Source organism: Cognatundibacterium jejuense, from assembly GCF_014284255.1.
GTDB classification, from domain to species: domain Bacteria; phylum Pseudomonadota; class Gammaproteobacteria; order Burkholderiales; family Burkholderiaceae_D; genus Undibacterium; species Undibacterium jejuense.
Map to the genome: position 1 here is coordinate 320,832 of NZ_JACOFV010000002.1, position 15,032 is coordinate 335,863.

Annotated in this window: 13 protein-coding genes; 9 read left to right on the plus strand and 4 right to left on the minus strand. The window is 47.3% G+C overall.

Annotated features, from left to right (window positions below):
* Together H8K32_RS03840 and H8K32_RS03845 are read left to right on the plus strand one after the other, a co-directional pair.
* The gene (locus H8K32_RS03840; protein WP_186911151.1) at positions 1-1,230 is read left to right on the plus strand and encodes a multifunctional CCA addition/repair protein; all 1,230 of its coding nucleotides are present in this window, start codon (positions 1-3) and stop codon (positions 1,228-1,230) included.
* A 99-nt stretch (positions 1,231-1,329) separates the two neighbouring features.
* Positions 1,330-1,998 (plus strand): GNAT family N-acetyltransferase, encoded by a 669-nt coding sequence (locus tag H8K32_RS03845; protein WP_186911152.1) that lies wholly within the window; start codon positions 1,330-1,332, stop codon positions 1,996-1,998.
* A gap of 95 nt (positions 1,999-2,093) precedes the next feature.
* On the opposite strand, the gene H8K32_RS03850 is transcribed toward H8K32_RS03845, so the two are convergent.
* Positions 2,094-2,597 carry an Lrp/AsnC family transcriptional regulator gene (locus H8K32_RS03850; protein ID WP_186911153.1) on the minus strand — a complete coding sequence of 168 codons (504 nt, stop codon included), beginning with the start codon at positions 2,595-2,597 and terminating at the stop codon, positions 2,094-2,096.
* 75 nt (positions 2,598-2,672) lie between these two features.
* On the opposite strand from H8K32_RS03850, the gene H8K32_RS03855 reads away from it, so the two are divergent.
* The 3 genes from H8K32_RS03855 (at position 2,673) to phhA (ending at position 4,956) form a co-directional block, all read left to right on the plus strand.
* Entirely contained in the window at positions 2,673-2,834 is a 162-nt protein-coding gene (locus H8K32_RS03855; RefSeq protein ID WP_186911154.1) for a hypothetical protein, read from the plus strand.
* A gap of 21 nt (positions 2,835-2,855) precedes the next feature.
* Complete coding sequence (hppD, locus tag H8K32_RS03860; RefSeq protein ID WP_186911155.1) at positions 2,856-3,971, plus strand: 4-hydroxyphenylpyruvate dioxygenase; 1,116 nt, start codon at positions 2,856-2,858, stop codon at positions 3,969-3,971.
* A 91-nt stretch (positions 3,972-4,062) separates the two neighbouring features.
* Positions 4,063-4,956 (plus strand): phenylalanine 4-monooxygenase, encoded by an 894-nt coding sequence (gene phhA, locus H8K32_RS03865; RefSeq protein ID WP_186911156.1) that lies wholly within the window; start codon positions 4,063-4,065, stop codon positions 4,954-4,956.
* Between the two features lie 105 nt (positions 4,957-5,061).
* On the opposite strand, the gene H8K32_RS03870 is transcribed toward phhA, so the two are convergent.
* The 3 genes from H8K32_RS03870 to H8K32_RS03880 form a co-directional block, all read right to left on the minus strand.
* Entirely contained in the window at positions 5,062-5,907 is an 846-nt protein-coding gene (locus tag H8K32_RS03870) for a DUF2087 domain-containing protein (RefSeq protein ID WP_186911157.1), read from the minus strand.
* Between the two features lie 330 nt (positions 5,908-6,237).
* Positions 6,238-7,107 (minus strand): LpxL/LpxP family acyltransferase, encoded by an 870-nt coding sequence (locus H8K32_RS03875; RefSeq protein ID WP_186911158.1) that lies wholly within the window; start codon positions 7,105-7,107, stop codon positions 6,238-6,240.
* A complete protein-coding gene (locus tag H8K32_RS03880; RefSeq protein WP_186911159.1) occupies positions 7,104-7,964 on the minus strand; it encodes a lysophospholipid acyltransferase family protein in 861 nt (286 codons plus the stop codon). The genes H8K32_RS03875 and H8K32_RS03880 overlap by 4 nt, the downstream gene beginning before the upstream one ends.
* Positions 7,965-8,196: 232 nt before the next feature.
* Here H8K32_RS03880 and metK point away from each other — a divergent pair, with 232 nt between their 5' ends.
* The 4 genes from metK to H8K32_RS03900 all read left to right on the plus strand — a co-directional run bounded on the left by metK (position 8,197) and on the right by H8K32_RS03900 (position 14,950).
* On the plus strand, positions 8,197-9,381 hold the full coding sequence (metK, locus tag H8K32_RS03885) for a methionine adenosyltransferase (RefSeq protein WP_186911160.1): 1,185 nt from the start codon (positions 8,197-8,199) through the stop codon (positions 9,379-9,381).
* Between the two features lie 108 nt (positions 9,382-9,489).
* Entirely contained in the window at positions 9,490-10,356 is an 867-nt protein-coding gene (locus H8K32_RS03890) for a M14 family zinc carboxypeptidase (protein WP_186911250.1), read from the plus strand.
* 418 nt (positions 10,357-10,774) lie between these two features.
* Positions 10,775-12,613 (plus strand): M4 family metallopeptidase, encoded by a 1,839-nt coding sequence (locus tag H8K32_RS03895; RefSeq protein WP_186911161.1) that lies wholly within the window; start codon positions 10,775-10,777, stop codon positions 12,611-12,613.
* A gap of 225 nt (positions 12,614-12,838) precedes the next feature.
* A complete protein-coding gene (locus H8K32_RS03900; RefSeq protein WP_186911162.1) occupies positions 12,839-14,950 on the plus strand; it encodes a prolyl oligopeptidase family serine peptidase in 2,112 nt (703 codons plus the stop codon).
* Positions 14,951-15,032: the final 82 nt, after the last annotated feature.

Consider the following 15,032-nt stretch of genomic DNA (forward strand, 5'->3'; position numbering starts at 1 on the left):
ATGAAACAAACCTATATTGTCGGCGGTGCAGTTCGTGATGCACTGCTGGGCTTACCAGTACAAGATCGCGACTACGTCGTCGTTGGCAGCACACCAGAACAAATGCTGGCAGAAGGATTTCGTCCTGTAGGTAAAGATTTTCCGGTTTTTTTGCATCCCAAAACCAACTCAGAATATGCCCTCGCCCGTACCGAACGCAAAACTGCGGCAGGCTACAAAGGCTTTGTGTTTCATACGGACGAACACGTCACTTTAGAACAAGACCTCATCCGCCGTGATTTAACGATCAATGCCATGGCACAAGACGAAGCGGGCTTGATTCATGATCCTTTTGGTGGTCAACGCGATTTGCAACAACGCGTATTTCGCCATGTCTCGGATGCCTTTGAAGAAGACCCAGTTCGCATCCTACGTCTGGCCAGATTTGCGGCACGTTTTTCCGTCGCACCCCATGATTTTTCGGTCGCACCGGAAACCATGGCGCTAATGAAAAAAATGGTTGATGCTGGTGAAGTTGATGCCTTGGTTCCTGAACGCGTCTGGCAAGAATTAGCACGCGGTTTAATGGAAGTGAAACCTTCACGGATGTTCGAGATATTACGTGCTTGTGGAGCACTCCAACGATTGTTGCCAGAACTAGATGCACTCTGGGGTGTACCGCAACCTGAAAAATATCATCCAGAGATTGATACTGGCGTCCATATTATGTTGGTCATCGACTATGCGGCAGCACAAGGCTATTCGCTGCCGATACGGTTTGCAGCGCTTTTGCATGATCTGGGCAAAGGCACGACACCGCCAGAACTCTGGCCACGTCACCACGGCCACGAAGAACGCAGTGCCAAACTGGTCGATATCGTGTGCCAACGCTTAAAAGTACCCTCTGACTGCCGTGATCTTGCCTATATGACAGCGCGTGACCATGGCAATGTAGGGCGCGCCTTGGAAATGCGACCAGCAACAATCGTTGACATGTTCATGCGTAATGATGCCTTCCGTAAACCTCAGCGCTTTATTGACATGTTGCGTGCAGCAGAATGCGATTGTTTCGGGCGCAGCGGTTTAGAAAATATCGATTTTCCACAACCGGCGTTCTTAGAAGCAGCCTTGCATGCAGCGCAACAAGTGAATGGGGGTGAGATCGCGCACCAGTGCGCAGATCATCCACAACGCATACCAGAAGCCATACGCGAAGCAAGAATTTCTGCGGTGCAGCAATTTAAAAAGTAGATGATTTCTTCGTATTTGAAGGGTTTTCTGGAATAATCGGTAGGGATCGCCTACAATACTTTGTGCGCTGCACCAATTCATCTGCAGCAAGGAGCCATTATGAATCCTACCGATATATTTCCCGTCAACTCTAATCATTTGGGTAATCACTCAAAACCCACCATTTATGTTAAAGAGCTATCAGAAAAGGATAGACACCGCATACTCCGGCATTTTCTTGCACTGGAAGAAAGTGATCGTTTATTGCGTTTTGGCACCTATTTACCAGATGCAATGGTCGAGAAATATGTGGAAGGGCTCGATTTTTCGCGCGACAAGGTATTTGGCGTGATGAGTCATCATTTCAGATTGGTCGGTGTTGGTCACCTGGCATTTGCGCCACGCAGCGAAAAAGACGAAGCCACTAACAAAGATACGGTCGCAGAATTCGGTGTTTCTGTTTCTAAAACCGCACGCGGTAAAGGGGTAGGCGCCAAATTGTTTGAACGCGGCGCGATCCACTGCCGTAACGCCGATGTGGACACACTCTACATGCATTGCCTTTCATCGAATCAAACCATGATCCATATCGCAAAAAAAGCTGGTATGGAAATTCACCGAGAATACGGGGAGGCAGATGCTTATCTGAAACTCTTACCCGCAGACGCTGTGAGCGTGTTGCGTGAAGCAGTACAAGAGCAAGTTGCCGCCATTGATTACACCATCAAAGCCAATGCTCGTGCAGCAGTTAAATGGATCAGACATTTGCCGGGGTTGAAGGAAAAATAAGTCTCGCAGGCAGGTGCAAGCAGCGCTGCTCTAAGGGGCGGACAACATTGGCGGATTGAATCTGCAGTACTGAATTGATGATCTCAACCTAAACCTCAGCCCGCGCCCAACACTGGCAACGCTGTTGTCTCTTTTATCTGTTGCAAAGCAAAGCTCGATTTCACATCCAGCACCGCTGGATGACGCAGCAAGGTTTCCATCATAAAACGCGAAAAATGGTTCATGTCCTCGACATGCACGCGCAATAAATAATCCATTTCGCCCGTCATGGCATAACAAGCCACCACTTCCGGCCATTGCGCAACCGAAGCGGAAAAATCATCACGTGGCGAGCGTGATGCGCCCTTACCCGGGTGATCGCTGTGCTTCTCCAAACGTACGTTGACATAGGCCAGCAAACCTAAACCAATTTTTGCGGGCTCCAACAAAGCAACGTATTTGCGTATCACGCCGCTTTCTTCGAGACGCTTAATGCGACGCAGGCATGGCGACGGGGAAAGATTAATACGTTCCGCCACTTCCTGATTCGTCAGTTGTCCGTCAGCTTGCAGAATAGCAAGAATTTTACGGTCGATTTTATCGAGCACAATCTCAGTCATAAAATGCCATGTAATGATAAATTAAAGCAATATTATTGCGCATATTTAAAAATCTTTGGGTTATTTTGAAATTTTATGGCGCGTTTGTCGGACTATACTGATAGCTTGATCTACGTCAAAGCACTGGTATTTAAACAGCATGGCGTAGCGAGTGATAATGCTTTCCGATCACAGCTTGCAGTTGATCTGAATGACGAAAACTCGACAATATTGACTTACGTTGACACCTTTAGTTGACACCTTATAACGGAGACCAGCATGACATTCCAGACTTGGGAAAACCCAATGGGTACCGATGGCTTTGAGTTTATCGAATATGCCGCACCAGATCCAAAAGCACTCGGCGACTTGTTCGTCACGATGGGCTTTACCGCGATTGCTAAACATCGCACCAAGGATGTCACTTTGTACCGTCAAGGCGATGTCAACTTCATCATCAATGCTGAACCAGATTCTTTCGCACAAAAATTTGCCCGCAAGCACGGTCCATCCGTATGCGCATTTGCGTTCCGCGTGAAAGATGCAAACGCAGCCTACAAACGCGCTTTGGACTTAGGTGCATGGGGCTTTGATAATAAAACTGGCCCAATGGAATTGAATATTCCAGCAATCAAGGGTATCGGCGATTCTTTAATTTATTTCGTTGACCGCTGGCACGGTAAAGACGGCGCAGAAGCCGGCGCGATCGGCAATATCAGCATTTACGACGCCGACTTCGTGGCATTGCCAGGTGTGCCTTCCAACCCGGTTGGCAATGGGCTGACTTACATCGATCATCTGACACACAATGTACATCGTGGTCGCATGAAAGAATGGGCAGATTTCTATGAAACACTGTTCAACTTCCGTGAAATCCGTTACTTCGATATCGCTGGCAAACACACTGGCCTGAAATCGAAAGCGATGACTTCCCCATGCGGCAAGATTCGCATTCCTATCAATGAATCGTCAGATGACAAATCTCAGATCGCTGAATACCTCGATCTGTACCACGGTGAAGGCGTACAGCACATCGCGATGGGTACCGACAATGTCTACAAAACAGTCGGCGACATGAAAGCGGCTGGCGTGGTGTTCCAGGACACCATCGACACGTATTACGATCTGGTTGATCGTCGTTTGCCAGGTCACGGTGAAAACCTCGAAGAACTGCGCAAACTGCGCATTCTGGTGGATGGTAAGAGCACAGAAACATCACGTGAATTGTTATTGCAAATTTTCACGACGACAGTCATTGGCCCTATCTTCTTTGAAATCATTCAGCGTAAAGGCGATCAAGGTTTTGGTGAAGGTAACTTCCGCGCCTTGTTCGAATCGATTGAACTGGATCAAATTCGCCGCGGTGTGTTGAAAGATGACAAGGCTCCTGCCTGATTATCCTGCAACACGCGATTTAATATGAGACAACGACAAAAGGCTGACACTTCAATATGTCAGCCTTTTGTCCTTAAAAAGAAAATATAAAATGGATACGACAACTCTTGATACCACCGTCTCGAATGCAGATTTTCTGGCCACTGTCGCCACCAAATCTGACGGTGCAGCACTGCGCGGCGATTACACGCACGCGGATGAACACTACGTCGTTCAACAAAACTGGGCAGCGTATACCGAAGAAGAACATGAACTCTGGCGCAAGCTATATCAGCGTCAGATGAGCTTGCTTCCAGGTCGTGCTTGTGATGAATTTATTGAAGCACTGCTGCAAATGAACGCTGCCAACGGTATTCCGGAATTTGAAAAAACCTCGAAAGAACTGTATGCCGCAACGGGCTGGACTATCGTTGCCGTGCCTGGTTTGATTCCGGAATTGACGTTCTTTGAGCATCTGGCAAATCGGCGCTTCCCGGTCACGGTCTGGTTGCGCAAACCAGAAGAATTTAATTACATCGTTGAACCTGACGTGTTTCACGATTTCTTTGGTCATGTACCGATGCTGTTCAATCCAGTGTTTGCCGATTACATGCAGTTGTATGGCAAAGGTGGCTTGAAAGCGATGAAACTGGGTGGGCTTGATCAACTCGCGCGTTTGTATTGGTACACCGTCGAATTTGGTCTGATCAATACCAAAGATGGCATGCGAATTTATGGCGCTGGTATTTTATCCTCCGGCGGCGAAGTCGAATTCTGTCTGACACCTGGCACCACATCACGCCATATCCATCTGGACATCGAGCGTTGCCTCAATACCTTGTACAAAATCGACAGCTATCAAGAAACCTATTTTGTCATCGACAGCTTCCAGGAATTGTTTGATGGTACGGCACCCGATTTCAAACCGTATTACGACAAACTCAAGCTGGGCGAAGCATTCCCTGCCAACAGTTTATTACCTGGCGAAGTAGAACTTTTGCCGTAAGCCTTCTTTACCATACTCCCTGCTAGTATATAAAAAACGTCCAAATATCACGTTGATATCTGGACGTTTTTTTCAATTTTATAAGGGAGTATATCTGATTACGTGCTATTGAACTGATATTGGAATCGCAGTCTGACGCCAATACACAGCATCCTCTCGCACCATCAAACCATTGATGATCATTTCACGCCGCAAAGTCGCATAATCTTCATGAAAGCCCAAAAAGAAGCGATTAATTTCCGGTTCAGAATATTTTTTTGCGACATCCAGCTGATTAACCAACCACTGCAAAATCACCAGACGCTTTTTCCGTTGCTCAGGAATTTTAAGCAAACGCCCGTTCTGTATAAACGTCTTCAACACACGCTGCGCCTCCGCCTCGGTTGATTGCAAATCCAAGGCACTTTGTTGCACATCCCAAACTCTTTCAAAACGTTCAATGCGGCTTGCTTGCATACGCTGTTGTGCCAGACGCAACCAGCTAGCTGATGCATAACCAGCCACCAGATCGTTAGCAATCTGCGCCCATACAGGTGCATCAGGAGCTATCCCCAAAGCACTGATGTAATCGGCACTGACCACCAAATATTGATATCGATACGGGAGCAAATACTCCTGCGGTTTTGCTTCTAGCTGTGCGAGAGCCTCAGCGTAATTTGCAAACCAATGATTGGTATAACCGCTGACTTCTGCACCATGCCAGAAATCACCCATATCGGTGTTCGCAACCGAGTTACCACCTAAAACCTCGCGCGCATGTTCCCAGTGCTGAAAGCCACAATCCGCCGCTGCCAGATTCAGACAATGGCGCAACTGCCATTGTTCAGGTATCTCCCAACGCTGCTTGCGGCTCAAAATAAGCGCACGTTTGCTGGCCGCATTGTTGCTACTTTCCAGCAGCTTAAGTAACAACCGGGCACGAGTTTTTATTTCATTCGTCAAGGCATTCATTGCTGATCTCCCGAGCTCATAGCGAAGAGATGAAATGAGGCCGATAAAAATTCCAGATTTTTTTGAGGTGTACGAGAGATAGGAAATGGTCGAACGGTACAACAAGACTTAAACATGACAGGCTCCAATTCGCTTATCGACGACCCGCTGACGTCAAACGAAAATGGCAATATCACATTAATAAAGTGAAAGAGCTGTGTGATTTAGCAGGGTGAGAGCCTCTTGAGCGGGCAGGCGCCCCTTTGCACCTGTGTGGTGATTGTAGGGGCGTTTATGTTAACTTGTCAACGCGCAGATTCCCGCCATAGCAGGAGCGAATATGACTGGATACTAATAGACCGAGGGTTCACCCTCAGGCCGGGTCTTAAATCGCTTATGTGCCCAAAAATATTCTGATGGCGCTTTTAAAATTTCTTGCTCAATAAACGCATTCATCTGACGGGTGGCAGTGGTCATATCATCTTCGCCAGGATAATTATCCCAAGGCGTATGAAAGGTCACTTTCCAGCCGCGGTAATTGGGCAGCATGGTGGCAATCACCGGCACGATTTTGGCACCGGTACTGGCAGCCAGACGCGGCATGGCGGTCAGCGTCGCGGCAGGGATGCCAAAGAAGGGAATAAATTCGGCATTTTTCATACCAAAATCCATATCTGGCAGCATGAAATACGGCAATCCATCCTTGGTCATGGCACGGATGATAGGTTTAACGCCTTCTGCACGGGAAAACAATTTAACCGGGCGAAAACGTGAACGACCACGGCGCAAGGCACGATCAAATACCTTGTTACGCTGTTCGGTATAAATCGAACACAAAGACGATTCCAACATCACCGCAACGCCTGCAACATCCAGACAAACAAAATGCGGGCACATCAAAATGGTCGGACCTGCTTTGATCACGTCCAAGGGCACTCGTGGTTCGATCTGAATCAAACGTTTTAATCGGGCTTCGGAGCCCCACCACAAAATACCGCGCTCAAACACGCTACGCGCATACATCTGAAAATGTTGTTGAGCGATTTTTTCGCGTTCTGCCTCACTCAGATGCGGCATGCATAAACGCAAATTGGTCAAAGCAATATGGCGGCGTTTTGGAATCAAGGTAAATAAAATACTACCAACTCCCTCACCTAAGCGTCCCAACACTGGCAAAGGTAGCCAGTGCAACAACCACATCAACGCGAGCACCAGCCTCATGCTTGCTCCCGCGCTGTTGAAGCCTCAGGGCCGTCAACGCCTTCCGGTTTTTTATAGCGGTTGTAACTCCAGAAATATTGGCCAGGTGAGCGCGCAATCAGTTTTTCCATAGAGCGGTTAATCGCTTCCGCTTGTTGTGTTACGTCGTCCGTCAATTCCTCGTCAAACTTCACAAAACGCACAACATAGCCTTTGCCATGCGGCAGACGCTCAGCATACGTCAGAATAATCGGTGCCCCATTCATGCCGTGTAATTTGGCTGACAAGGTCATGGTGTAGGCTTTTTTACCAAAAAAGTTTGCCCACACGCCCTCACCTTCTTGCGGTACCTGATCTGGCAATAAACCAATCGCCTCGCCTTTTTTTAAGGCCTTGGCCATAATACGCACGCCCGACAAATTGGCAGCCGCCAGCAAGAGATTGTCACGTGCGCGCGCGCCTTCGATCAAAGGCTTCAATGCTGCCTTACGAGGTGGGCGATATAACACGGTCAAACGGGTACGGGCGGCGATCATTTGCGCCACGATTTCAAAGCAACCCAGATGCGGGGTTAATAAAATGACGCCTTTTTTCGCATCTAAGGCTTGTTGTAAGAGTTCCCAATTTTCCATTGTGGCAGTCGCCAAAACCCGTTCCGGTTTGGCGCACCAGATAAACGGCAGCTCTAACACGTTCTTACCGGCTTCGCGGATAGCATCGCCTAAATGTTCAGAAAAACCAGCACGGGCAAGGTTTTCTTGCAGGCGACGACGATAAGATCCTGATAACAAATAGACGATACGTCCCAGTAAGGCACCGATAAAATGCAACACTGGCAGAGGGAAAATTGACAATAATCGGAATAGAGTGACGAGCATGAGGCTGATCAAGAATATAAGAAAAAATGAAGGGTATTCGACACAGCTTGAATAGAAGGCGTAAAATATCACACATTGGCAAGCTTTGGACGTTCTCAGGAACCCTAAAAGCAAGCTACCGCCGAGTTAACAGACAACTTGCGAGGCGGTATATAAGTTCCGCTAAAGCGTCGCAGGTTCTCTTTCCGACTGCGGCACAATTTTTTACGGTCATTTTTTATAGGAGCCTGCGATGGCAAATGATTTCCTTTTTACCTCAGAATCCGTGTCCGAAGGACATCCGGACAAAGTCGCTGATCAGATCTCTGACGCGATTCTGGATGCGATTCTCGAACAAGACCCACGTTCCCGCGTTGCGGCTGAAACCCTGACCAACACTGGTCTGGTTGTTCTGGCTGGTGAAATCACCACCAATGCCCATGTTGATTACATCCAGGTAGCACGCGACACCATCAAGCGTATTGGTTACGACAATACCGACTACGGCATCGATCACAAAGGTTGCGCCGTGTTGGTCGCTTACGACAAGCAATCGAATGACATCGCGCAAGGTGTCGATCGCGCCAGCGACGACTATCTGAATATCGGCGCTGGTGACCAGGGACTGATGTTTGGTTACGCTTGCGATGAAACACCAGAATTGATGCCAGCACCGATTTACTACGCGCACCGTCTGGTGGAGCGTCAGGCACAATTGCGTAAAGATGGCCGCCTGCCATTCTTGCGCCCGGATGCAAAATCCCAGGTCACCATGCGCTATGTCGACGGTAAGCCACACAGCATTGATACGGTCGTTCTGTCGACACAACATAGCCCTGATCAAAGCGAAACAGCGACCAAGATGAAGCAATCTTTCATCGATGCTGTGATCGAAGAAATCATCAAGCCAGTGTTGCCGAAAGAATGGTTGCAAGACACCAAATATCTGATTAACCCGACTGGTCGCTTTGTCATCGGCGGCCCACAAGGCGATTGCGGCTTAACTGGCCGTAAAATTATTGTCGACACCTACGGTGGCGCATGCCCTCATGGCGGTGGGGCTTTCTCCGGTAAAGATCCTACGAAAGTTGATCGCTCTGCTGCTTACGCTGCACGTTACGTGGCAAAGAATATTGTCGCTGCCGGTATCGCCCGTCAATGCCAGATCCAAGTCGCATATGCAATTGGTGTGGCTCGTCCTATGAACGTGACAGTGTACACCGAAGGCACAGGCGTGATCCCTGACGAGCAAATTGCGGCATTGGTGAATGAGCACTTTGACTTGCGTCCACGCGGCATTATCCAAATGCTGGATCTGTTGCGTCCTATCTATTCCAAAACCGCCGCCTATGGTCACTTTGGTCGTGAAGAGCCAGATTTCACCTGGGAACGCACAGATAAAGCAGCCATCTTGCGTGCCGCTGCTGGCTTGAAATAATCATCAGGAGTTGAAGTAGAGATGCAATGGAGTCCGTTGAAAAATAGTTTCATTGCATCTTGCTGCAACCGAATTCGATTCAAACATAAATCTAATGCCGCGCTATTAATGGCGGCTTTTTCAGGCTCACTTTTTGCGGCTACCACACCTGCAAAGCCCGCTGCGCCAGCACCCGTTGTCAAGCCCAAAACCGTCACTGACTGGTGTACCCCTTTAGCAGCAAGGTTACCTAAGGTATCCGTCGACGATTGTCGCAATACCAAATTACAACCAACCGGAACCAATTCATTAAATGGCTTCCCTTTGCTTGCGCGTGATTTAAGCGCCAGCGCCAAACACCCGCATGCCATCAAGGTTTTACTCATCGGCGGAATACACGGTGACGAGCAAACCGCTTCTGCGATTGTGTTCAAATGGCTGGAGAATATCCAAAAAAGTAGCGAACAAGAGTTCCAGTGGAAGGTCGCCCCTATCATCAATCCTGATGGTTTACTGGCCCCTAAACCACGTCGCATGAATGCACATGGTGTCGATTTAAACCGCAACTTTCCCACACCGGACTGGCAAAAAGAAGCGCCCGCTTATTGGTCCCGCGTCACCCGCAGTGACCCGCGCCGCTACCCTGGCAAAGCGCCCATTTCTGAACCAGAAAGCCGCTGGGTCTATGACACCATAGAGAAATACAAACCGAATGTTGTGATCTCAGTACATGCCCCTTTTGGTGTGCTTGATTTTGACGGACCGACATCTCCGCCTAGCCGTTTTGGTCGATTGATCTATAACCGGGTTGGTGTGTACCCTGGCTCATTAGGCAATTACAGCGGTATTCACAAAGATATTCCAGTCGTGACGATAGAACTGCCAAACGCCAGCCAAATGCCCCCCGATGCTGAAGTCCAACGCATCTGGCTAGACATGCAAAAATGGATACGCCAAAACATCGTGACATCAACGAAGACAGTTAAACGTCTTTAAACACGTTTATCACCAGATCTCGCTGTATGAAGGCTCTGACACTGATTGCCTAGCTAGCTATCAGATTGCAGTCAAGACCCGCTCATTGTCGAAACAAATAATCCCCTGATTTTAGTAAAAAGAGTTGATACATTAAGTTACTTTAAATTGAACTTAATTTTTATTTATTTTTTTATCAGAATATTATTTAAAATAAGATCAAATAGCTAAAATTTAAATTATTTCTCAATACGATCCGAATGTTGTTTTGATACATTACGACATATTAGACATTCCTTCGACGCAATTTCTCTGATTAACTCACAGGCGTTATCAGCGATTCGCATTGACATTAAATCTTCAATTTAAACATTGGCACACGCTAATTGCTGGTAATCCACATCAATAAGTTCATAGATAAAAATTACCGGAGAACAATATGACGTCTTGCTTTCAAACGCAGCACTTGTTAAGAACCATCTCTTACGCAGTTTTTTTGCTCAGCTCATCGCAGGCTTTTGCAGCAGAGCGCATCAATCTCGATAACTTTGCGCCCCCAGACCAAGGCAAACAAAGAAGCGTTACGGTAACGCCATTCAGTACGCATCAATTATTGGGTTTATCCAACGATGAGCTCAAACCAGTTCGCAGTCAACAGTATCCAAATGGAAAAGTCGTCACACGTTATCAGCAATATCATCAAGGCGTCGCTGTGTGGGGCGAGACTATTACAGAACACCTAACGCCAGGTCAGTCGCAAGCGATTTTAACTGGCACGATGCTCCGTGACGTTCAAAAGGATATTCCCAATGCTAAGCCACTCTATCAACCTGAACAAGCGTTAAACTTTGCCAAAACACAGGCACAAACAAATAGCACCGAAAATGAGCAAACCCATTTGTATGTGCGTCTCCACAATGATCAGACTGCACAATTAATTTATTTGGTTTCTTTTGTAGATACCTCGCGCCCTAACCAGCCTTCGCGACCACATTTCATTATCGATGCAAATACGGGGGCTGTTCTTCAAAAATGGGAAGGATTAACCCACGCAGAAACTGGAACCGGTCCCGGCGGCAACAGCAAAACCGGACAATATGAATATGGCAGCACACCTGGATTTGGCTTTCTGGATGTCATGGCCAACGGTGGTAATTGCAAACTCAGCAGCACCAATGTTGATACCTACAACATGAACAATAGTAGTTCAGGCACCGGCACCCTACAAACTTTCACCTGTCCGCGCAATACCATCAAACCCGTCAATGGCGCCTATTCGCCAATGAACGATGCCCATTACTTTGGTAATCAGGTATTCAATATGTATCAAACCTATCTTGGCGTACGCCCGATTACACAGAAACTCAAAATGAAAGTGCATTACGGTGTTGCCTACGAAAATGCATTTTGGGATGGCAATAGTATGAACTTCGGTGATGGTGCATCAACCTTCTATCCTCTGACGGCGTTAGATGTTACCGGCCACGAGGTAAGCCACGGTTTTACAGAACAAAATTCCGGATTGATTTATAGCGGAATGTCCGGCGGCATGAATGAAGCATTTTCAGACATCGCAGGTGAAGCGGTCGAGTATTTCGTCAAGGGTAGTAACGACTTTAAAGTCGGCGTGGACATCTTCAAGGCACCAGGCGCATTACGTTATATGTACAACCCACCAATGGACGGCCGCTCGATAGACCACGCCAGCAAATATAACGCTAACCTCGATGTGCACTTTTCCAGTGGCGTCTACAATAAAGCTTTCTATCTGCTCGCCTCAAGCCTGGGCTGGAACACGCGAAAAGCCTTTGAGGTCATGGCAGATGCGAATCGTCTTTATTGGAGTAGTAATAGCACGTTCGATCAAGGCGCCTGTGGTGTAGAAAAAGCAGCAGCAAACCGCGGCTACAAAGTTGCAGACGTCACCACAGCATTTAAAACGGTGGGAGTAAGCTGTGCTTCTGTACCATCAAAGGTTTCGCTAACCAACGGGGTTGCTGTTACGGATATAGCTCTACCACCAGGCGCAACTCAACTCTTCACGATTGACGTACCTGCAGGCACCAAAAAACTGAGTATCAAACGCTCTGGCGGCAGTGGTACAGAGATCTATATCCGTGCAGATAGTGCGCCAAGCACATCCAGCTACGACGCCAAATCTGCAGGCTCTGGCACAACTACCACACTCAGCATTTTGTCACCCAAGTCTGCGACTTATTACGTTTTACTCAATCCAACACAAGCAATCAGTGGCGTTTCTTTAGTCGCTACTTACTAGGCTTGCCACCAATTACTTCTAGCTTTAGAAAAATTCACTCGTTTTAAGAACTTTTAAGCATTTCTATTTCACTTTACTCTGACTCCTTGGAGAATCCGTTGCATAGGGATGCAGCGGCTTTTTTTTAAAGTTTAGATTATGATTCATTGCCGTATAAAAAATGTGCTGTTGATGATGAACGATCATCAACAACCTATCATTCATCGAGACAACACCGGAGAACCAATGAGACACCCATCCCAATACCTTGCCGCTTTTTATCTATGCAGCGTTGCCAGCTTAAGCTTCGCGCAAAGCCAGGACCCATTTTTATGGCTGGAAGATGTCACCGGAGAAAAAGCCCTGGATTGGGTCAAGCTGCGCAATCAGGAAACCCGCGGCAAGCTCGACAATGATGCAGGTTTTCTACAATTACGTGGTGGTTTGCAAGTCATTCTCGACTCAAAAGACAGAATCCCTGGCATCACCAAAATGGGTAATGCTGTCTACAATTTCTGGACCGATGCCGAACATCCAAGAGGCGTATGGCGTAAAACGACCTTAGAAGAATATCGTAAAACTGAACCAAAATGGGAGACTGTCTTAGACATCGATGCATTGGCAAAAACTGAAAAAGAAAATTGGGTTTTCAAAAACAGCCAATGCCGCGAACCAGCCTATGATCGCTGTTTGATTGAACTCTCTCGCGGCGGTGCCGATGCAGTGACCTTGCGTGAATTTGATCTGCAAAAAAAGCAATTCGTCAAAAACGGATTTAACTTGCCGGAAGCAAAAATGACCGTCGATTGGCGTGATCTGAACACTGTGTTTATCGCGACAGATTTTGGCAAAAACACATTGACAGAATCAGGCTATCCGCGCTTGGTAAAAGAATGGAAACGCGGCACACCACTGACCGCAGCAAAACTGATATTAGAAGGTAAAACCACCGACATGTCTGTAGCTGCCTCAGATATTAGTCATGCTGGTCAACACCACGAATTAGTTCAGAGACAAATTGATTTTTATAGTTCTGAACAATATTTGCGCGAACACGGCAAATTAAAAAAGCTCGCCGTACCTGCGCAATCTGATCTCGGATTTTTTGAAGATCAATTGCTGATCACGTTAAGAGAGGCATGGACATTATCAGGTAAAGCCTATCCGTCGGGTAGTGTGTTAGCTATCAACTTCGCTGCATTTCAAAAAGGCGACAGAAACTTTAATACTTTATTCGAACCCAGCGACAGCACTTCTTTCACGGGTATTACAGCGACTCGTCACTATCTACTCTTGCAAGCTTTGGACAATGTGAAGAGCAACCTCAAAGAATGGTCGCTCAAAGATGGTAAATGGGTCATGCGCGAAGTGGCACTGCCAACTTTAGGTAGCGTCAACGTCACTCCGATGGATGCAGAAAAATCAGACGATTACTTGCTCAGCTATTCCGACTATTTAACACCTAGCGTTTATCTGTTGGCACAGGGCGGAAATGACCAGCGAACTATTTTAAAATCGGCACCAGCCTTTTTTGATGCCAGCCCTTATGAAACCGTGCAGCAATTTGCTACCTCAAGCGATGGCAGCAAGATTCCGTATTTTGTTATCAAGCGTAAAACTATTGCTTACGACGGCAACAACCCTACCCTTTTGTATGGCTATGGTGGATTTCAAATCTCGTTGACACCATCCTATTCTGGTTCTTTGGGTAAAGCCTGGCTGGAAAAAGGCGGCGTGTATGTGGTCGCCAATATTCGCGGAGGTGGCGAATTCGGTCCGCGCTGGCATCAGGCGGCACTCAAAGAAAACCGACAACGTGCCTATGATGATTTTGCGGCTGTCGCCAAAGATTTGATTAGTAGCAAAATTACCAGCCCACAACATCTTGGCGCCATGGGTGGTAGCAATGGCGGCTTACTGGCGGGCGTCGCCCTGACCCAACATCCAGAACTCTTCAATGCTGTAGTAAGCCAGGTTCCCCTGTTGGATATGCAGCGCTTTAACAAATTGCTCGCAGGTGCTTCCTGGATGGGAGAATATGGCAATCCCGACATTGCTGAAGAATGGGCTCACATTAAGAACTATTCGCCTTATCAAAATGTCAAAGCTGATACCAGCTATCCTAATGTTCTTTTTATTACATCCACCAGGGATGATCGTGTACACCCTGGTCATGCGCGTAAAATGGCGGCGAAGATGTTAGAGCAAGGTCACAAGAACGTCTGGTATTTTGAAAATACTGAAGGCGGCCATGGTGGTGCAGCAAATAATACCCAACGTGCTGATATGAGCGCCATTACGTATACTTTCTTATGGAATATGCTGAAGTGGGATAATACCTCCTATATTGTGCATTAATCGTACATTCATCGTTCATTGAAATCCGCCATTTCAGGTGGATTTCCTCTGACGATCCGTTATCCTCAAGGGGGTAACGGAT

Coding starts and splice junctions, on each gene's coding strand:
- H8K32_RS03840 (WP_186911151.1), top strand. CDS start 1: ATGAAACAAACCTATATTGTCGGCGGTGCAGTTCGTGATGCACTGCTG.
- H8K32_RS03845 (WP_186911152.1), top strand. CDS start 1,330: ATGAATCCTACCGATATATTTCCCGTCAACTCTAATCATTTGGGTAAT.
- H8K32_RS03850 (WP_186911153.1), bottom strand. CDS start 2,597: ATGACTGAGATTGTGCTCGATAAAATCGACCGTAAAATTCTTGCTATT.
- H8K32_RS03855 (WP_186911154.1), top strand. CDS start 2,673: ATGGCGCGTTTGTCGGACTATACTGATAGCTTGATCTACGTCAAAGCA.
- hppD (WP_186911155.1), top strand. CDS start 2,856: ATGACATTCCAGACTTGGGAAAACCCAATGGGTACCGATGGCTTTGAG.
- phhA (WP_186911156.1), top strand. CDS start 4,063: ATGGATACGACAACTCTTGATACCACCGTCTCGAATGCAGATTTTCTG.
- H8K32_RS03870 (WP_186911157.1), bottom strand. CDS start 5,907: ATGAATGCCTTGACGAATGAAATAAAAACTCGTGCCCGGTTGTTACTT.
- H8K32_RS03875 (WP_186911158.1), bottom strand. CDS start 7,107: ATGAGGCTGGTGCTCGCGTTGATGTGGTTGTTGCACTGGCTACCTTTG.
- H8K32_RS03880 (WP_186911159.1), bottom strand. CDS start 7,964: ATGCTCGTCACTCTATTCCGATTATTGTCAATTTTCCCTCTGCCAGTG.
- metK (WP_186911160.1), top strand. CDS start 8,197: ATGGCAAATGATTTCCTTTTTACCTCAGAATCCGTGTCCGAAGGACAT.
- H8K32_RS03890 (WP_186911250.1), top strand. CDS start 9,490: ATGGCGGCTTTTTCAGGCTCACTTTTTGCGGCTACCACACCTGCAAAG.
- H8K32_RS03895 (WP_186911161.1), top strand. CDS start 10,775: ATGACGTCTTGCTTTCAAACGCAGCACTTGTTAAGAACCATCTCTTAC.
- H8K32_RS03900 (WP_186911162.1), top strand. CDS start 12,839: ATGAGACACCCATCCCAATACCTTGCCGCTTTTTATCTATGCAGCGTT.